The organism is Bacillus clarus (genome assembly GCF_000746925.1).
GTDB classification, from domain to species: Bacteria; Bacillota; Bacilli; order Bacillales; family Bacillaceae_G; genus Bacillus_A; species Bacillus_A clarus.
This window is the reverse complement of record NZ_JMQC01000008.1, coordinates 999,729-1,018,370: the sequence shown is the minus strand read 5'-3', so window position 1 is coordinate 1,018,370 and position 18,642 is coordinate 999,729. Positions and strand designations below refer to the sequence as shown.

The window sequence follows — 18,642 nt, the reverse complement described above, 5'->3', positions numbered from 1 at the left end:
TACTTCTTTTGTCAGTAGGGAGGATTCTTATTTTATATCACGAAAATCTTATGTAAATGAGTAAAGTTTGAGCATAAGGAGGAAATCGTGTGAGTCTTTCCATGCATTTAGAAGTAAAGCGTGATGTCTTATGTGTAAGGCTAGCGGGTGAATTAGATCATCATACCGCTGAAGAGTTGCGAACGAAAGTAACTGATATGATTGAGACGCATGGTGTGCACCATATTGTATTAAGCCTAGAGAATTTAACATTTATGGATAGCTCTGGTTTAGGCGTTATATTAGGACGATATAAGCATGTTAAGGGATTAGGCGGGGAGATGGTTGTCTGTGCAATTTCACCTCCTGTTAAGCGTCTGTTTGAAATGTCGGGTCTATTTAAAATTGTTCGTTTGGAAGAAAGTGAAGCGCATGCGCTCGCGACGTTGGGGGTGGCATAAATGAGAAATGAAATGAACCTTCAATTTTCAGCGTTAAGTCAAAATGAATCGTTCGCTCGTGTAACAGTTGCTGCTTTTATTGCACAATTGGATCCAACGATGGAAGAATTGACAGAGATTAAAACAGTTGTGTCAGAAGCAGTTACAAATGCAATTATTCATGGATACGAAGGAAATGCAGAAGGTGTTGTTTATATTTCGGTGATTTTGGAAGAAGCAATGGTGAAACTCACGATTCGAGATGAAGGGGTTGGCATCTTTAACCTGGATGAAGCAAGACAACCACTTTTTACAACTAAACCTGAATTAGAGCGTTCCGGAATGGGATTTACTATCATGGAAAATTTTATGGATGAAGTAGAGGTTATTTCAAACGAATCTTTCGGGACAACAATCCATTTGACAAAATACTTATCAAATAGTAACGCTCTATGCAATTAAGGAGAATTGCCTATGGACATTGAGGTCAGAAATGAGAAGAAGAAGCCTCAGCTAAAGGACCAAGAGTTAAAAGCGTTAATTCAAAAAAGTCAAGATGGAGATCAACAGGCGAGAGACACGATTGTCCAAAATAATATGCGTCTCGTATGGTCGGTTGTACAGCGTTTTCTTAATCGAGGATATGAACCAGACGATTTATTCCAAATTGGATGTATCGGACTCTTAAAATCGGTAGATAAATTCGATTTATCTTTCGACGTGAAATTTTCAACATATGCAGTTCCAATGATTATTGGAGAAATACAGCGATTTTTACGTGACGATGGATCTGTCAAAGTAAGTCGCTCTTTAAAAGAAACCGGCAATAAAATTCGAAAGATGAAAGATGAGCTTTCGAAAGAGTTTGGAAGGGCTCCAACGATTAATGAAGTAGCAGAAGCACTCGAACTAACACCAGAAGAAGTGGTTCTTGCTCAAGAAGCAAGTCGGGCGCCATCTTCCATACACGAAACTGTATATGAAAATGATGGAGATCCCATTACAATTTTGGACCAAATTGCGGATCAAACCGAAACAAAATGGTTTGATAAGATTGCTTTAAAAGAAGCAATTAGGGAGCTCGATGAACGAGAACGCTTAATTGTATACTTGCGTTACTATAAAGATCAAACACAATCAGAAGTAGCAGAGCGCATCGGTATTTCACAAGTGCAAGTTTCAAGGCTTGAAAAGAAAATATTAAAACAGATGAAAGATCGAATAGATGAATAGCATCTATTCGATTTTTTATTTTGCCTCAAATGAGATTATCTCAATTATTAACTAAATTCACATAATTCATTTGTAATTAGGAAAATTTGGAGTGAAATCCGAGTGTAAACTTGTCATAAAGGGGAAGGAAATAAGGAAACGAGGCAACAATGGAGGACGAGGGCTGGTTTTATTTTCATAGCAATTGGTTCTGCCGTTGAATTAGGGAACATATGGCGTTTTCCTTATACAGCATAGGAAAATAGGGGAGGCACATTCTTTTTACCGTACTTATTTGCATTATTAACGACTGGTATCTCATTAGTAGCGTTCGAATTTGCTCTTGGCCATCGTCATCGCGGATCAGCGATTATGATGATGATTATAGGCATGGTAGTCATTTGGAGAGGACTCGCATTAAGTATTGCAAACCTATTTAAGAAAAAGAAAGCATAAGTTCAAAACATTTGTATCAAAACGGTACAGATGTTTTTTTATGAAAAAATTGTATTAGAAAAAAATCCAATAACCATACTACAACTACGAGGAAGAGTGAAAGGATGACTATAGCTTGGAACAAACAATATACCTCAAAATGAGAAATCGTTTAAAGGTCTCTCCTTCATATGAAGTGAGACTTAAAGATATCGCTCAAATCGTTGGAGATTCTAGTGTGGTTGAAACTGTGCAAAATGAGATTGTTTATAAAATTACCGCACGTGATAAGACGCATGTTGTCATTGATGTGATGAAAGTAATTGAGATTATTCAACAAAAGATGGAGCACATACAAATTAATTTACTTGGTTCTGGACAAACTCTTGTTGAAATTATATATGACAGGAAGAATGTGAATCCTATCTTCTTCGGACTTGTTTGGACATTACTTTTTGTTGGTGCCGCTCTTGCCATCATTTATTTTCATGAAGATGTAAGTATGCAACAAGTGCATCAACGTTTATATTACATGATTACGGGAGAAGTTAATGAACAACCGCTTTTATTCCAAATCCCTTATTCATTAGGACTTGGATTAGGTATGGTCTTATTTTTTAATCATGTATTTCAAAAACGAATTAATGAGGAACCGAGTCCCTTAGAGGTTGAAATGTTTCAGTATCAACAGTCACTCGATCAATATGTCATCGTGCATGAGAATAAGGAGAGTACAAAAAAAATTGCAGATGATTGAGTATGGAGTGGTTATCTTAATTGGCCTTGCTGGAGGGATTGCAGTGGGTGGTGGGTATGTTGCGTTTTTGGCAGTTCTCGGTGTAATTCCTCGTTTAGCACAGTTAACAAGAAGTGGTCATCGTATGAAATATTTCGAGTGGGCAGTTATTATTGGCACTTTAACTGGATCATGGTGCAGCTTAAAGAACATCACGTTTCAAACATCTCAATATTGGCTTGTTGTATTAGGTATATTTTGTGGCACTTTTGTTGGAATGCTAGCAGCGGCATTAACAGAAGTCTTAAATGTATTACCTATTTTAGCGAAACGAGTAGGGGTAGATGGCAAAATTGTTATTCTCCTCGTTGCCCTTGTGCTTGGAAAAGTAATAGGCTCATTGTTTCACTGGATTTACTTCGTAAAGTAGGAGGTGATATACGAATGGCAAAAAAGAAATTAAAAGAGGATTACATAAATAAAGTAAAAGATTATCATCCGAAGCCTAACTATTTGATGAATTGTGTGAAAGCATTTCTTGTAGGGGGGCTTATCTGTACAGTCGGAGAAGTACTGATGAAGTTTTATATACATTGCTTTCACTTTAGTGAACAAGAGGCAGGAAACCCTACAATCGCAACCCTTGTATTATTATCAGCGATATTAACTGGGCTTGGTGTATATGACAAAATTGGGCAATTTTCAGGGGCTGGTTCGGCAGTTCCTGTTACTGGATTTGCTAATTCGATGGTCAGTGCGGCAATGGAGCACCGCAGTGAGGGGATTGTCTTAGGTCTTGCTACCAATATGTTTAAGCTTGCTGGAAGTGTCATTGTATTTGGGGTCGCCAGCGCATATATTATTGGTTTAATTCGATATACTTTTAAAATTTTAATGTCGTAAAGGGGGAGTAATATGAGATTGACAGGGAAGCAAACGTGGGTATTTCAAAATGATATCTTCGTAAATGCAATGGGTACGGCTGTCGGTCCGAAAGAAGCAGAAGGCCCTCTTGGAAAAAGTTTTGATATTTCATATGCAGATTTACACTGCGGAGAAGAAAATTGGGAACTTGCTGAACGAAGGTTAATGTCAGATTCAATTCAACAAGCGATGCAAAAAGGAAATATAAAAAATTCGGAAATCGATTTCTTCCTAGCAGGAGATTTATTAAATCAAACGGTAACAGCAAATTATGTCGCTCGTGAACTTGAAATTCCTTTTTTAGGAATGTTTAGTGCTTGTGCGACTTCAATGGAAACTTTAGCACTTGGTTCAGCTTTTGTTGATGGTGGTTTTGCTAATCGCGTACTTGCTACAGTGAGCAGCCATAACGCAACTGCGGAAAGGCAATTTCGTTATCCCACGGAGTACGGGGGACAAAGGCCAGGGACAGCAACTTCAACTGTTACTGGAGCGGGATCAATCTTAATTAGCAAAGAGAAAAGTGCTATTAAAATAACAGCTGCGACAATTGGAAAAGTACAAGACTTAGGGATAGCGAATCCTTTTGATATGGGTTCGGCGATGGCACCAGCGGCAGCTCATACGATTCAACAGCATTTTGAAGATTTAGGGAGAAATGCCGCTGATTATGATCTTATTGTTACTGGTGATTTATCAGCTATTGGAACGCCAATTACGAAACAACTTTTACTTGAAGAGGGATATGACCTAGGACATATATACAATGATTGCGGGCTAATGATTTACGATTCAAATCAAGAAGAGGTTTTTGCGGGTGGGAGTGGTTGTGCTTGTTCAGCTGTTGTCACATACGGTCATTTATTACGTGAAATGCAAAAAGGGAATTTACAACGTATTTTTGTCGTTGCGACTGGAGCGTTATTAAGTCCGATGATGATGCAACAAAAGGAAACGATCCCGACGATTGCACACGGTGTTGTATTCGAAAGAGTTAAAGGGGGGTGAATTGTGGATTTCATATATGCATTTATTGTAGGAGGAGCTATTTGTGTCATAGGGCAACTATTATTGGATTTTGCAAAATTAACACCAGCTCATTTAATGGCAACTTTTGTAGTAGTGGGGACTATTTTAGATGGATTTGGATTATATGATAAACTGATAAAATTTGCAGGAGCTGGGGCAACGGTCCCTATTACTAGTTTTGGACATTCACTTTTACACGGAGCAATGCAAGCGGCAGAAAAACATGGATATTTAGGAATTGGTATTGGCATGTTTAGTTTAACTTCTGCAGGTATTTCAGCAGCGATATTATTTGCGTTTTTTGTAGCACTTATATGTAAACCGAAAGGATAAATCAAATGAGACGAAGGGTTATTTTGGTGACAGATGGAGATGAATATGCAAAGCGGACAATTGAGCTGTTAACAAAGGAATTCGGGGGAAGGTGTATTTCAGCATCGCAAAGCAATCCGACCAAATTGACAGGAAAGAAAATTGTTGAGCTTATTATGCAAACGCCATATGACCCTGTATTTGTCATGTTTGATGACAGCGGATTTATTGGAGAAGGCTCAGGTGAAAAGGCGTTAAAGTACGTGGCAACACATAAACAAATTGATGTTCTTGGTATTTTAGCAGTAGCATCCAATACGCATCATTGGGAGTGGGCGCGTGTAGATGTCAGTGTAGATCGGGAGGGTAACTTAACAGAATACGGTGTTGATAAGTTTGGACTTCCAGATGGTGAAATAGGCAGAATTAGTGGAGATACAATTTATTGTTTAGATGAATTAAATGTCCCAATAATTGTTGGAATCGGTGATGTTGGGAAAATGTATGGGAATGATGAATGGGAGAGAGGATCACCAATTACAAAGAAAGCAATTCAGTTAATTTTAGAAAGGAGTGGATTTTATGACAAAACAAAAGAAAGTTAACATCCCGATTTCATCCTTTTTGAGTGATAACGAAAATTATTTAAAACAAACAGTCGGACTCGGTGTTACATTTGATGTCGGAATCCGTAAATTTCAAATTCTTGATAAAGAAATTGGTGTGCTATTTGTAAATGGACTTTGTGATACAAACTATATTATCCCTATTTTAGAAGAAGCGGTGGATACAAATGAAATAAGGAATGTTGAGGAAGATACGGTCAAGCTTTTAGAAAATCGATTAATTCATCAACAAGTAAGTAAAGTTAAAACGATGGATGAAGTAATGGTACAAGTATTATCAGGGCTTGTCGTTATTTTTGTAGAAGGCGAAACTGAGGCCTTTGTAATAGATGTTCGTAGTTATCCAGGACGGACACCGACAGAGCCAGATACAGAAAAAGTAGTGCGTGGGGCGAGAGATGGATTTGTTGAAAATATTGTTGTAAATACAGCTTTAATTCGTAGACGAATTCGCGATCCACGCCTGAGAAACGAAATTATTCGCGTAGGAGATAGGTCACAAACGGATATTTGTATTACTTATGTTCAGGATGTGGCAAATCCAGATTTAGTAAAGATTATAAAGCAAGAATTAAATAACATTGAAGTAGATGGCATTACAATGGCGGATAAAACAGTGGAAGAATTTGTAGTAAAGCAAAGCTATAATCCCTTTCCGCTCATTCGTTACACAGAAAGGCCAGACGTAGCTTCGAATCATTTGTTAGAAGGACATGTATTAGTTATTGTTGATACATCGCCAAGTGTTATGATTACGCCGACAACTTATTTTCATCATTTGCAGCATGCGGAAGAATTTAGACAAAACCCAGCTGTCGGTACATTTTTACGATGGATTCGTTTTTTAAGTGTAATATTCTCTTTATTTTTATTGCCATTTTGGTTAGTTTTTGTATTTGAGCCAACATTGTTACCAGAAAAACTAGCTTTCATTGGACCGAATAAAATGACACACTTACCGATTCTCTTACAAGTTCTGATGGCAGAAGTCGGGCTTGAGTTTTTACGGATGGCCGCGATTCATACACCGACACCGTTGTCGTCAGCGGCAGGTTTAATTTCAGCCATATTAATTGGACAAATTGCGATTGATGTAGGGCTATTTGTACCAGAAGTTATTTTATATGTAGCGGTTTCAATGGTTGGATCGTATGCAACACCAAGTTATGAACTAGGACTTGGGAATAAAATTGGAAAATTATTTGTTATTATTTTAACCGGCCTATTTCATGAAATGGGATTTGTTATCGGAATGACGATGTTAATTTTATTTTTAACATCTATTAAGAGTTTACAAACACCATATTTATGGCCTTTTTTACCGTTTGATTGGGGAGCGCTAATAAAAATTTTACTCCGCCCAACTATGTCTAGCTTAAAAGTGCGCCCAAGTATTGTGCGCCCGCAAAATATAAGAAGGCAAAAATAAGCAGGATGATTCTCCTGCTTATTTTTTATTAAAAAATTTATCGTTTTTTAACAAAAAACAAACATTTTTTTCGTACACTTAGAGTAGATATTGTGTATGAAAGGGGAAGAAAGCATGATTAAACTATTTGTAAGTGATTTAGATGATACACTCGTTTATAATGTGAGCCATATGTATAAGGAAGATGAACAAGCACTTTGCTGGTTGGCTGAAAAGGGGACAAATATTTGCTTTGCTTCTGGCCGTTTTACACATCGAATTCATGAGGTAGTAAGGAGGTTTTCATTCCCATACTATACGACTGGTTTGAATGGAGCTACTATGTTATTGCCAGATGGACAAATATTTCACGAATCAACATTTGATAATGGGATTGCCCAGGAAATATATCGATATATACACGAAAAAGGGTTAGCTGATATTGTTTGTGCAAAGGAGCAGAGATATACAAAAAAGAAAAACGAACACCATCATATTTTTGAAGAGTATATGGGGGTACATATTGCTGAGATAGAAATGTTAGAAGAACAGTTTGGTAACACAGTTCACCCAGCTAAATTGTTTGTATACGGAGACGAGGAAAAGATTGTACCATTGGATAAAGAATTACGGAACACCTTTTATGGGAAAGCAGAGATTTTTATATCAGGAAAACGTTATGTTGATATTATGCCAATGGGGGTAAGCAAGGGGAGCGCGTTGAAACGGTTAATAGATCATTTGAAAATAAAGGAAAATGAAGTTGCTTGTATTGGAGATTCTTTTAATGATATTTCTATGTTTGAAGTAACTCCGCATTCGTTCACACTTCATCATGCTCATCCGTATGTTAAAGAGAAAGCGAGTCATGTTGTTCGTTCTGTCGAAGAAGCTGTTATGAAATTACCGTTACTTGTATAAAAAGAAGCTCGTCAGCGACGAGCTTCTTTTTACTTGAACAATGATTTAATAAAATCAATGATACTGGAGAAGAAATCTTTTACTTTGTCTAGGAAACCTTGTCCCTCTTCAGATCCTAAGAAGGCTGACACGTGATCTTTTGCTTTGTTTAATTGGCTACCAACTTGGTTCCAGTCAATATTTAAATTTTTCATTTTATCAAATAGAGAAACTAAGTCATCTAATTGCTCATCTGTTAATGTAATACCGAGTTGATCAGCAATCTTTTTAATTAATGAACGTAAATCTTCTGTTGTTTTCGGTTGTTCTTTCGCAATTTCTTCTTTTACTTTTGCAACAAGTTGAACCGCTTTTTCTTCACCGATTTTATCACCAAGTTTAGCTGTTTGTACCATTTCTTCATTGGCTACTTTTTTAACATCTTCCGGAATTGCTTTATTTGATGTTGTTTCATAAGCCTTCATTAGACCTGTTAAAGCAGCAGTTCCTGAAACTTTAAATGGTGCAGTAATTTGAATCTCCGCATCTTTCACACCCGCTGTAATTAACGCGTTTGTGTACATTGCATCTGTTACCGAATTAATGTTTTTTGAGCGTACAATGAGACCAGATCCTGGTTTTGTGTACGTAATCATAGAAGAGGAAATGGCTCTCGTACCAATTTGTGCTTTTGGAACGACACCTTCTAGAAATTTATGTTCTTCCGCATTAGATACAGTGATAATTTGCGCATCTTTTGGTGCTTTCATTTCTTTCAAAAGATCTTGTTTTTGTTGTTCGGATAAATTTTCTCCTAGTGTAACAATTGATTCTCCCTCGATTATGTCTGCAAATGAAGCTGCTGGCATCATAAATACCGTAACAGCTAATAGCAGAGCTAATAATTTCGTTTTCACGAAAAATCGCTCCCTTTCTCTTTCTAGAATTTTCGGGCAACACAGTTATTATAGTATATTTTTCTTATTTGTCACCTGACTTCTTCCACATTTCAAAAAAGAAGTATGTAGATTGTCGGATTCTTTTTGTTTCTGGCGATGAATATGGTAATATAGTGCTGAGATAGTTGAAAGGAGACATAACGTATGAAAACTTTAGGATACATATTAATGGAAAATGGTGAAAAAATCGAGTTAGAATTTTTCCCAGAAGAGGCACCAAAAACTGTAGAAAACTTTAAAAAATTAGCAGAGCAAGGATTTTATGATGGTGTTACATTCCACCGCGTTATTCCTGGCTTCGTAAGCCAAGGTGGAGACCCAACAGGAACAGGAGCAGGTGGCCCAGGTTACTCTATTCCATGTGAAACTGATGGAAATCCTCATAGACACCTTGTTGGCTCACTTTCTATGGCACATGCTGGCCGTAATACAGGTGGTAGCCAATTCTTTGTTGTTCATGAGCCACAACCGCATTTAGATGGTGTACATACTGTATTTGGTAAAGCGACAAGCGGTATTGAAACGGTATTAAACATGCGTCAAGGCGATGTAATGAAAGAAGTTAAAGTTTGGGAAGAATAAGTTGTGAGAGAAGGAGAGCGATTTTGCTCTCTTTTTTTGTTTGAAAAAACAGGAATTTGTGAATGGAATGAAGTAAATGATAAAGAGAGAACTAAGAGTGATTTTTTTTCTGGATTCAAAACATGTTGCAGTGGGAACAAAGATTTAAAAAACATATAAAATATAGCAGAGATTATATGACTATATGAAAAATTTTTATACAAAAAGATAGTGTAATAATGGGTTATATATATATTTGACTTTCCACGGTTCTCTTTGTATGATTATCAAGTTGTTTTTTCGGCTCTTCTCACTCCAATGAAAATATTGTAAAATAGATGTGATATGAAATAGTGGCTTGAGGGGAAAAATAGTTTGTAACTTTTGTAAGAAGGGATAAGGGTTATGTTAATTCGTTTTAAAAAAAGTTATGAAAAGATTGCAATGGGGCTTCTGTCATTTATGCCAACTGAAAAAGATGTAAAAACATTACAATTGACGATGAAAGACTACGATTCAAAAGATCAATGGCAATTGTATTTGTGGAAGCAAAATGAGGATTTTGTTGGGATAATGGGGATTGTGAAAAAAGAGGATCATGTATTAGAGATTCAACATTTGAGCGTGAACCCATCTCATCGTCATATGGGAATTGGGACAAAGATGGTTCAAGAATTAAAAAATAAGTTTCCTGAAGTTACAATTTGCGGAAATGAGCAAACAGCAAGTTTTTGCGAAAAGTGTAAAGGTTTTGAACAAAATATACATTCATGAAAGCAGAGATAGCCAGCTTGTTATCCCTGCTTTCTTTTTTTTAGTTGCTCGTTTCTTTCTGAAATTATATTGTTTCTATTACGTAATGTATGCTTATGAATAATGTATTCACTAGGGGAGGCAGTTATGTTTTTCCAAGATAAGCCTTGTTCAGTACATAATTCGATGCATCGTTTTTCTAAAGAAGCTTCTGAAAAGGGTAAAAATATCGGTGAAAAAGGCCTTTTCCTATAAATGAATTGTAATTGTTCTTTCAGTAAAGATATAAGTTGTTTATGATCTATTCCTAGTAAAGCTACGTGGTGGCTTTCTTTTTCTAAAATTGTTATTGCACTTTTCATCATTTTGGATGCACCGTTCCAATTTGAACGTCTTTGATGGTATAAAGAAACCGCGATTTGAATAAAACCTACCCAGTAGTTATCACGCTCTCCCCTCGGTTTTAATTTCCAATATTCTTCGAGCACTTCATGGCATTCGAAATAATCGTAGTCCCCGTGAAAATGAATTAAAAATTGCATGTATGCTGTAGAATACATTCTTTTCTCTCCTGTCTAACAGTTATATGTACAGTTTATCATATAAGATGAATCGCTATTACTTTAAGGCAGCCATTTATACATAGAAAATAATAAACGACTAGAGAATTGCCTCTAGTCGTTTATTACCTTTTACATTAGCAGAAGCAAGCTGCTCCCACAATGATTAATAAAATAAATAACACAACAAGTAAAGCGAACCCACCGCTAAAACCACAATCAACGTGACCCATAGTTTTTTGACCTCCTACATTGTTCTTACTACACTGTTATCATATGAAGTGGTGGGCATTATGGAATGGGCAGGCGTCTATTTTTAATTAAATTTCTTAAAAAGGTTGGATAGAACATGAGTATGTTCTATACTTATGTTGTTATAGAAAAAATGTGGTGGGATGCTTTGTGCAATATAATTTTAAAGTAGAGGCTTTTGAAGGGCCTTTAGATTTATTGTTACATTTAATACATCGTTATGAAGTCGATATATATAATATTCCTGTAGCAGAGATTACAGAGCAGTATTTATCTTATGTTCATGCGATGAAAGAATTACAATTAGATGTTGCAAGTGAATATTTAGTAATGGCTGCAACGCTATTACAAATTAAAAGTAAAATGTTGTTACCGAAACAAGAGGAAGATGTACCTGACAATGGTGAAGACTTTATAGATGACCCTCGTCAAGAACTGATGGAGAGGTTAATTGAATATAAAAAATATAAACAAGTTGCTGCTGAATTAAAGGAAAGAGAGCAGGAAAGAGCGCAGCTATATACACGTCCACCAATCGATTTTACATCACTTCAGCAAGAAGAGGAGACAAGCTTACCTCTTGATGTTACTTTATATGATATGTTGGCAGCGTTTCAAAAACTAATGCGCCGTAAAAAAGCAAAGAAGCCAGTAACAACGCGAATTACTCGTCAGGAAATACCGATTGAACAGCGGATGACTGATATATTACAACAGTTAGAAACAGTAGGTGGTCGTCAAAGTTTTTATGACTTATTTGCTAATGAAGAGCGTGAAATAATGGTTGTAACGTTTTTAGCAGTGCTCGAATTAATGAAGAATCAACAAATTATTATTGAGCAAGAGCATAATTTTGATGAAATCTTTTTATCACGATCCAATAAATCAGCATAGAGTTGATTTGTTTTATTCAGCTATGTATGGCAGCTTACATATGTAGCAAAAAGATTGTTTATTAAGATGGATAATGAGAGAGAAGGTTTCCCTCTCATTAAAGTTTTAGTGTATCGTTTGGAACAAGAAAAGGAATGTTGAACCGAACGCATTTACTGTGATTCGGTTTTTTTATGGTTATTTTTGTGAAAAGATAGGAGAAAGGAGTTCGTAAAATGGATAGGAAAGAACAAATAGCGATTATAGAAGGACTTTTATTTGTTGCAGGAGATGAAGGGATTTACCCGGAACAAATTGCAAAAGTTCTTGAAATTAAAAAGGAAGATGTAATACATCTTATTGAGGAAATGCAAAAGGAATATGAAGGTTCACATCGTGGGTTACAAATTGTACAGTTTGCAAAAGTATACCGCTTTGCAACAAAGAAAGAGCATGCTTTATATTATCAAAAGTTAATTGAGACCCCAACAGCGGCTTCACTTTCTCAAGCAGCTCTTGAAACATTAGCAATCGTTGCATATCGTCAACCGATTACAAGAACAGAGATGGAAGAGATTCGAGGTGTGAAAACGGACCGAGCATTGCAAACGTTAGTTTCACATTTACTTATAAAAGAAACTGGTAGAGCAGAAGGGCCAGGACGTCCTATATTATATGGGACTACGAAAGAATTTTTAGATACGTTTGGATTACAAACTTTAGAGGATTTACCTCCTCTTTCTGAAGAGAATGAACAAATGAATGAGGCAGATTTATTCTTTGGTTCATTACAGGAGTTATCAAAATAAAAGCTTAGCACTTTGCTAAGCTTTTTTGTATATGAAAGACATAGCGTGCCATACTAAATGAAAAAAGGAGACATGTTATGAAAAGTGTACGGATTATTCTATTGTTGGTTTCTGTTTTATTATGTTTTTCACTAAACAGCACATCAGCTAAAAGATATATGATGTCTATTCATGCCACGTCTTCTTTACAGATAGAGCGCCAGCATTTAGGGAAAATGAAAGTGAGCTTTTTTAAAGTTGGGCAAGGTGATGCTACACTTATTACATTGCCAAATGGTCAAACAGTATTAATCGATGGAGGACCATATGAAGCTGGAGAGGTAATTATTCAAAAGCTAGTTGAAAAAGGAATTAACCATTTAGATGCCGTCATAGGGACTCACCCTGATATGGATCATATAGGCGGACTTATTCCAATTATAGAGCAAATGCCGGTTTCACTCGTATTGGACAGTGGAAAAACGTATAGTTCTTTTACATATCATACGTATAGGAACAATATTAAAAAGAGGGGAATTCCGTTTGTCCGTGTAAAAGAAGGACAATATATACCGCTAGATCCGCATGTTTCGATACAGGTGCTGAATAATGGGAAGTCAAAAGATGAGAATAATGAATCTTCCATTGTTTTAAAGGTTCGATATGGTAAAGCTGATTTTTTATTAATGGGAGATGCGGATGTACGGACGGAAGATGCAATAGTAAAGCAATATGATGTACATGCGGATGTATTAAAAGTAGGTCATCATGGCTCATACACATCGACGAGCGAATCTTTTTTGAATAAAGTAGAGCCGCAATTTTCCATTCTTTCTTACGGCAGTAAAAATCCGTATGGGCATCCTCATCAAAGTGTAGTTAAAAGGTTAAAAAGACATGGTGTAATGATATATGGAACAAATAAACGAACAGTGGAGATGGAAACTGACGGAGACCACATTGCAATGTGGTCAAATATCCCGCTCCCTTTATTAAAATAAGTAATATGGGAAAAGATGCATTGTCTCCTTTTGGAAAAATGAATAACATATATTATAATGGATGAAGAAACAATAAATTTCCTTTTTTGCTGAATGAAGAGGAAATTTCATTAGAATGTATAGACAACTACTTGTGTGTATATTAAGATGGAATTAGGCGAATAAGGTAATAATAACAAGTAGGTATTTCATGGGAAAGGATCGATGAAAATGAAAACGCAAGTTGTCATCAATGCCAAAATTTATACAGGTCAAGAAGTAGTGGAAAACGGATTTATTCGTTACGCAGAAACAATTAAAGAAATTGGTTTGATGGCTCAATATGTATCACAAGAAAATGAAACTGTTTTTGATGCAGCAGGGAAGATTGTGATCCCAGGTATGATTGATGTTCATATTCATGGTGGATACGATATTGATGCGATGGATGCAAATAGCGACGGGTTAGTAACTCTTGGTAAAGAAATGTTAAAAGAAGGAGTTACAACTTACTTCCCAACAACAATGACACAAGCTCCAGAAGCAATTGAGGCAGCTTTAAGTGCTGCAAAAGAGGCGAAAGAAAAAGGAGCACATTTTGAATATATTCATTTAGAAGGACCATATGTTTCAAAAAAACGTGCAGGTGCACAACCGCTTGGGCATATCGTTCCTGCGAATATTGAACAATTTAAACAATGGCAAGAAGCAAGCGGCAATTTAATTAAACTAGTAACGTATGCGCCAGAAGAAGAAGGTGCGATAGAGTTTGAAAAGTATCTTGCTGAAACTGGTGTTGTTGGCACAATGGGCCATACAGATGCGATGGATGCACAATTAAAAAATAGAAAAATTACACATGCAACACATTTATACAATCAAATGCGCGGATTACATCACCGTGAACCAGGTGTTGTTGGTCATGTGTTATTAAATCCAGATGTAATGGTTGAAGTAATTACAGATGGTATTCACATTCACCCAGATATGGTGAAATTAGCATATAAATTAAAAGGATCTAGAAAAGTAAGTGTTATTACAGATGCAATGCGTGCGAAAGGTCTTGAAGATGGATTATATGAACTTGGCGGACAGCCAGTACATGTAAAAGACGGCAGTGCTCGATTAGAAGATGGAACGTTAGCTGGTAGTATTTTGAAAATGGATCAAGCTTTCCGAAATGTAATTGAATTTACAGGATGTTCAATTGAGGATGCAGTGCTTATGACGTCAGTTAACCAGGCAGAAGAGTTTGGATTAAATAATAAAGGTGCATTAGCGGTAGGGAAAGATGCAGATTTTGTTGTAATGACTGAAGATTTACATGTATATGATACGGTTCGTTTAGGAATCCATATGAAGGAAGGGAAGTAATTAGATGAATATTCTTGTTGTAAAAACTCCAGAAGAATTAGCAGAAGCAGGTTATAAATTAATTGAAGAAGTTGTAAAATCAAAAGAAAATCCAACATTAGGAATGGCTACAGGAAGCTCTCCACTAGGTATTTATGCAGAAATACGAAAAAATAAACTTGATACAAGCCGTGTAACCACTGTAAACTTAGATGAGTACGTAAATTTACCACATGAAGATAAAAACAGCTATCATTATTTCATGCAAGAACAGTTGTTTGATCATCTTCCATTTAAACAAACTTATGTACCGAATGGGATGGCAAGTAATTTAGAGGAAGAGTGCAAGCGTTATGAAGGCATTCTAGCAGCTAACCCAGTTGATTTACAGATTCTTGGAATCGGTGAAAACGGTCACATCGGATTTAATGAACCAGGAACACTATTTAATTCTCCAACTAACATTGTAGAATTAACGGAATCTACACGCCAAGCAAATCTTCGCTTCTTTGAAAACGAAGAAGATGTGCCAACTCATGCGATTACAATGGGAATTGGAAGCATTATGAAAGCGAAACAAATTCTACTTGTTGCTATGGGACCTAAAAAGGCAGAGGCTGTTAAGGAGTTATTGCAAGGCGAATATAGTGAAGCGTGTCCTGCTACAGTTTTACAACGTCATCCGAATGTAACCGTAATCGCTGATCAAGAAGCTCTATCTTTATGCAGTGAGGCGATTGCTGATGAACATCGACAAGTATTCACCATTTCCGATCTATTATCAGATTCAAGAGTGGGTGAAACAGCTAATTGAGGACGGTGAATGGAAGCCGGGAGATAAAATTCCATCTGAGAATGAACTTTGTGATAAGTTTGAAGTGAGTCGTATGACAATCAGACAGGCAATTAATAACTTAGTGGAACAAGGGTATTTATATCGAAAACGTGGAATTGGAACATTCGTCCAACTTCCAAAAGTGGAGCAGAAACTGCAAGGGATGACGGGATTTACAGAAGATATGATTTCTCGTGGTATGAAACCGAGCAGCCAGTTACTTAACTTCCGCCTAGTTCCAGCTACTGCTAAAATAGCAGACCGGCTTAGAATACAAGAGGGGGAATCGGTTTATGAAGTGAGGCGTATTCGCTTAGCTGATGATGAACCAATTGCTTTTGAGACGGCATATTTGTCGCCAACTCTTGTAAAAGATATTAACGAAGAAATTTTGCAACAATCTTTATACGAACATTTAGAGAAAAAACTAGGCTTTAAACTAGTTCGAGCTACTCAATCAATTGAAGCGTCAATTGCAACGGATAATGAGGCTGAGCATCTGCATATTCCAAAAAAGGCGCCTGTACTTGTAATGCGTCAATGGTCATATGCGGAGGGGGAATTACCGCTTGAATATGTGAAATGTATTTATCGTGGTGACCGTTATAAGTTTATTACGAGCATTTCACGTAACAAGTAGTATACTTCAGTTTGTGAAGTACAGTGAACTTCAACTTGTTCAATATGTAAAGAAATAAAAATACGACTCATCCTTATAAGGAGTGAGTCGTATTTTTATTTTCTTTTGCATTGTAAGTAAGTACGTGTGTGACAGCGTCTTTTACTGCGTTTACGACATAATGTGCGTGTTCTTTTACTGCGTCGTCTGCTTGAGCCATAGCAAAACTATGAGGTGTTAAGGCAAACATAGGGATATCATTGTAAGAATCACCGACGCATGCTATTTCCTCCGGTTTCATTTGAAACTCTTGTAATAAAACAGAAATTGCAGAACCTTTACTAATATTTGGTGGCATTACATCTAAACATTGTTCAGCTGAAATGAAAGTACTAACTTTTCCATGGAATTTTTCATCAATTTTTTTCTGAAGGATTTGTAATTCTTCTTTTGTCCCGCCGACAGAAATTTTATTAGGGAAAATTGTATCGTCAATTTTTTGTAATAAATTTGGTTCTTCAACAGAAGTCATAGTTACTTGTTGTTCAAGTTCATGAATAAACGGTGTCTTTTCCTCGATATAGTAATTATGCTCATCGCTTACATAACGGAAGTAAGGTTCTTCCTTTGTCATCGCTAATAACTCAGGTAAGATACTAGAATCGAATGTTGCAGACAACAGTTGTTTATTGGCATGCGTGTATACGAAAACACCGTTTACACTAATGCGGTGGAAATTTGTATCTACTGCTTTCATTAAGTCTGCAATTTCATTATCAAGTCTTCCAGAAGCGAAACAAAGAATTACATTTTGATCTGCAAGACTGCGGAGTGCCGCAATATCTTGTTCATCGATAATGCCTCCGTGTTGCATCATTGTACCATCGATATCACTTACAAACATTTTAATCATGTTGCTTGCTCCTTTCTATGTACATTTGCTCTTACATTATACGCATCATACACAATCATGTCTAAAAAATGAATTTTTATAAAATGGTAGATGTTTTGCATTGACGAAAAAGAAGAATGTTCTGTAACATAAAAGTAGGCTATTTAAGTACGAGGGTGGTGTTATATGAATAATTATCTAGAAATTAAAAAAGTTTTAAATAATAATGTCATCATTGCTAGCCATTCTGAACATGAGGAAGTAGTAGTGATCGGTAAAGGAATTGGATTTGGAAAAAAAGCAAAAGATGTGTTGGAGTCAGAACAAATTGAAAAAATGTTCGTTTTGAAAAATGAACGTGATCGTGAACAATATAAACTTTTAGTACCACATGTAAGTGAAAAACTAATCGAATTAATGAATGATATTATGTTGTATATTCAAGAAAAGGCACAATCACCATTAAATGAACATATTCATATTGCTTTAACGGATCATATTTCTTTTGCAATTAAAAGGCTGAAACAAGGATTTACAATTGATAATCCTTTTTTAGTTGAGACAAAGATGCTATATCCAGAGGAATATAAAATCGCTGAAGAAGTTGTACAGCTTTTAAATTCTCGTTTGCAAATTACATTGCCAGAAGGAGAAATTGGTTTTATTGCACTTCATATTTATAGTTCACTTACGAACTCTGATTTATCTTCTGTTAATCAAAACTCCCGTCTCATTGCACAGCTTGTATCTTTAATTGAAACAAACTTACACATTACATTAGATCCAGAAAGCATTCATTATTTACGTCTTATTCGTCATTTGCAATATGCAATTGAACGTGTAAAAAAGGGAGAACAGGTAGAAGAAGCACAAGGGTTTGCTGATTTATTAAAAGCAGAGTACCCAGTTTGTTATAATTTAGCTTGGAAGCTTGTAAAGGTAATGCAGAAAGAATTGCAGTTATCTGTATATGAAGCGGAAAGCATTTATTTAACGATGCACTTGCAAAGGTTAGTGAAAGCGGAGCAGGTGTAAAAGACATTTATTTTTTGTCTAAAATGAAAACGTTAAAAAAAATGATTGAATCGCTTACAATTGTTATGTATAATAAATCTTGCAAAGTTATACAAGATTCGACAAACAAATTAGGGCGAATAACGAAAACGTTTGCTTTAAAATCGTGAACTTATACGTAATCCTATTTTTGACACGTGTT

General features: G+C 36.1%; 26 protein-coding genes and 1 pseudogene. 23 read left to right on the top strand and 4 right to left on the bottom strand.

The window, feature by feature from the left end:
• Nucleotides 1-89 precede the first annotated feature (89 nt).
• From spoIIAA to DJ93_RS05865, 13 genes and pseudogenes are all read left to right on the top strand, one after another.
• Complete coding sequence (gene spoIIAA, locus DJ93_RS05915; protein WP_042979658.1) at nt 90-440, top strand: anti-sigma F factor antagonist; 351 nt, start codon at nt 90-92, stop codon at nt 438-440.
• Nucleotides 441-881 (top strand): anti-sigma F factor, encoded by a 441-nt coding sequence (gene spoIIAB / locus DJ93_RS05910; RefSeq protein WP_003200026.1) that lies wholly within the window; start codon nt 441-443, stop codon nt 879-881.
• A gap of 12 nt (nt 882-893) precedes the next feature.
• Nucleotides 894-1,652, top strand: coding sequence for an RNA polymerase sporulation sigma factor SigF (gene sigF, locus DJ93_RS05905; RefSeq protein WP_042979655.1), 759 nt, complete (start codon nt 894-896; stop codon nt 1,650-1,652).
• Nucleotides 1,653-1,787: 135 nt separating this feature from the next.
• Nucleotides 1,788-2,000 (top strand): annotated as a pseudogene (locus DJ93_RS34365) (sodium-dependent transporter); the annotation flags it as partial.
• A gap of 3 nt (nt 2,001-2,003) precedes the next feature.
• On the top strand, nt 2,004-2,087 hold the full coding sequence (locus DJ93_RS34780; protein WP_080743364.1) for a MetS family NSS transporter small subunit: 84 nt from the start codon (nt 2,004-2,006) through the stop codon (nt 2,085-2,087).
• Between the two features lie 115 nt (nt 2,088-2,202).
• Nucleotides 2,203-2,823 (top strand): stage V sporulation protein AA, encoded by a 621-nt coding sequence (locus DJ93_RS05900; RefSeq protein WP_042979653.1) that lies wholly within the window; start codon nt 2,203-2,205, stop codon nt 2,821-2,823.
• Nucleotides 2,816-3,232 (top strand): stage V sporulation protein AB, encoded by a 417-nt coding sequence (locus tag DJ93_RS05895; protein WP_042979652.1) that lies wholly within the window; start codon nt 2,816-2,818, stop codon nt 3,230-3,232. The genes DJ93_RS05900 and DJ93_RS05895 overlap by 8 nt, the downstream gene beginning before the upstream one ends.
• A 14-nt stretch (nt 3,233-3,246) precedes the next feature.
• On the top strand, nt 3,247-3,705 hold the full coding sequence (gene spoVAC / locus DJ93_RS05890) for a stage V sporulation protein AC (RefSeq protein WP_042979650.1): 459 nt from the start codon (nt 3,247-3,249) through the stop codon (nt 3,703-3,705).
• A gap of 12 nt (nt 3,706-3,717) precedes the next feature.
• Entirely contained in the window at nt 3,718-4,734 is a 1,017-nt protein-coding gene (gene spoVAD, locus DJ93_RS05885; protein ID WP_042979648.1) for a stage V sporulation protein AD, read from the top strand.
• Between the two features lie 3 nt (nt 4,735-4,737).
• Nucleotides 4,738-5,088 carry a stage V sporulation protein AE gene (gene spoVAE / locus DJ93_RS05880; RefSeq protein WP_042979647.1) on the top strand — a complete coding sequence of 117 codons (351 nt, stop codon included), beginning with the start codon at nt 4,738-4,740 and terminating at the stop codon, nt 5,086-5,088.
• A 5-nt stretch (nt 5,089-5,093) separates the two neighbouring features.
• Complete coding sequence (gene spoVAEA, locus DJ93_RS05875; protein ID WP_042979646.1) at nt 5,094-5,672, top strand: stage V sporulation protein SpoVABEA; 579 nt, start codon at nt 5,094-5,096, stop codon at nt 5,670-5,672.
• Nucleotides 5,650-7,122, top strand: coding sequence for a spore germination protein (locus tag DJ93_RS05870; protein WP_042979645.1), 1,473 nt, complete (start codon nt 5,650-5,652; stop codon nt 7,120-7,122). The genes spoVAEA and DJ93_RS05870 overlap by 23 nt, the downstream gene beginning before the upstream one ends.
• 96 nt (nt 7,123-7,218) lie before the next feature.
• A complete protein-coding gene (locus DJ93_RS05865; RefSeq protein WP_042979644.1) occupies nt 7,219-8,022 on the top strand; it encodes a Cof-type HAD-IIB family hydrolase in 804 nt (267 codons plus the stop codon).
• A 29-nt stretch (nt 8,023-8,051) separates the two neighbouring features.
• Here DJ93_RS05865 and DJ93_RS05860 read toward each other — a convergent pair whose 3' ends face one another.
• Nucleotides 8,052-8,918 carry a DUF1002 domain-containing protein gene (locus DJ93_RS05860; RefSeq protein WP_042979643.1) on the bottom strand — a complete coding sequence of 289 codons (867 nt, stop codon included), beginning with the start codon at nt 8,916-8,918 and terminating at the stop codon, nt 8,052-8,054.
• A 186-nt stretch (nt 8,919-9,104) separates the two neighbouring features.
• Here DJ93_RS05860 and DJ93_RS05855 point away from each other — a divergent pair, with 186 nt between their 5' ends.
• The 3 genes from DJ93_RS05855 (at nt 9,105) to DJ93_RS05850 (ending at nt 10,295) form a co-directional block, all read left to right on the top strand.
• Entirely contained in the window at nt 9,105-9,542 is a 438-nt protein-coding gene (locus DJ93_RS05855; RefSeq protein WP_000853789.1) for a peptidylprolyl isomerase, read from the top strand.
• A 3-nt stretch (nt 9,543-9,545) separates the two neighbouring features.
• Entirely contained in the window at nt 9,546-9,701 is a 156-nt protein-coding gene (locus tag DJ93_RS32795; protein ID WP_161785246.1) for a hypothetical protein, read from the top strand.
• Between the two features lie 225 nt (nt 9,702-9,926).
• Nucleotides 9,927-10,295: a GNAT family N-acetyltransferase gene (locus DJ93_RS05850; protein ID WP_042979642.1), complete on the top strand. Its 369-nt coding sequence runs from the start codon at nt 9,927-9,929 to the stop codon at nt 10,293-10,295.
• Between the two features lie 20 nt (nt 10,296-10,315).
• Here the strand turns inward: DJ93_RS05850 and DJ93_RS05845 are convergent, their stop codons facing one another.
• Together DJ93_RS05845 and DJ93_RS30095 are read right to left on the bottom strand one after the other, a co-directional pair.
• The gene (locus DJ93_RS05845) at nt 10,316-10,834 is read right to left on the bottom strand and encodes a DUF309 domain-containing protein (RefSeq protein WP_042979641.1); all 519 of its coding nucleotides are present in this window, start codon (nt 10,832-10,834) and stop codon (nt 10,316-10,318) included.
• Nucleotides 10,835-10,971: 137 nt separating this feature from the next.
• Complete coding sequence (locus DJ93_RS30095) at nt 10,972-11,067, bottom strand: YjcZ family sporulation protein (protein ID WP_000510194.1); 96 nt, start codon at nt 11,065-11,067, stop codon at nt 10,972-10,974.
• 169 nt (nt 11,068-11,236) lie between these two features.
• Here DJ93_RS30095 and DJ93_RS05840 point away from each other — a divergent pair, with 169 nt between their 5' ends.
• From DJ93_RS05840 to phnF, 6 genes are all read left to right on the top strand, one after another.
• A complete protein-coding gene (locus tag DJ93_RS05840) occupies nt 11,237-11,980 on the top strand; it encodes a segregation/condensation protein A (RefSeq protein WP_042979640.1) in 744 nt (247 codons plus the stop codon).
• A gap of 215 nt (nt 11,981-12,195) precedes the next feature.
• Nucleotides 12,196-12,768, top strand: coding sequence for an SMC-Scp complex subunit ScpB (scpB, locus tag DJ93_RS05835; RefSeq protein WP_042979639.1), 573 nt, complete (start codon nt 12,196-12,198; stop codon nt 12,766-12,768).
• Nucleotides 12,769-12,845: 77 nt separating this feature from the next.
• Nucleotides 12,846-13,748: a ComEC/Rec2 family competence protein gene (locus tag DJ93_RS05830; RefSeq protein WP_042979638.1), complete on the top strand. Its 903-nt coding sequence runs from the start codon at nt 12,846-12,848 to the stop codon at nt 13,746-13,748.
• Nucleotides 13,749-13,958: 210 nt separating this feature from the next.
• Nucleotides 13,959-15,101: an N-acetylglucosamine-6-phosphate deacetylase gene (gene nagA, locus DJ93_RS05825; protein WP_042984151.1), complete on the top strand. Its 1,143-nt coding sequence runs from the start codon at nt 13,959-13,961 to the stop codon at nt 15,099-15,101.
• 4 nt (nt 15,102-15,105) lie between these two features.
• Nucleotides 15,106-15,894, top strand: coding sequence for a glucosamine-6-phosphate deaminase (nagB, locus tag DJ93_RS05820; RefSeq protein ID WP_042979637.1), 789 nt, complete (start codon nt 15,106-15,108; stop codon nt 15,892-15,894).
• Entirely contained in the window at nt 15,824-16,555 is a 732-nt protein-coding gene (phnF, locus tag DJ93_RS05815) for a phosphonate metabolism transcriptional regulator PhnF (RefSeq protein WP_080743362.1), read from the top strand. Before nagB ends, phnF begins: the two co-directional genes overlap by 71 nt.
• Nucleotides 16,556-16,628: 73 nt before the next feature.
• Here the strand turns inward: phnF and DJ93_RS05810 are convergent, their stop codons facing one another.
• The gene (locus DJ93_RS05810; protein ID WP_042979634.1) at nt 16,629-17,447 is read right to left on the bottom strand and encodes a Cof-type HAD-IIB family hydrolase; all 819 of its coding nucleotides are present in this window, start codon (nt 17,445-17,447) and stop codon (nt 16,629-16,631) included.
• A 165-nt stretch (nt 17,448-17,612) separates the two neighbouring features.
• On the opposite strand from DJ93_RS05810, the gene glcT reads away from it, so the two are divergent.
• Nucleotides 17,613-18,461: a glucose PTS transporter transcription antiterminator GlcT gene (gene glcT, locus DJ93_RS05805; RefSeq protein WP_042979633.1), complete on the top strand. Its 849-nt coding sequence runs from the start codon at nt 17,613-17,615 to the stop codon at nt 18,459-18,461.
• Nucleotides 18,462-18,642: the final 181 nt, after the last annotated feature.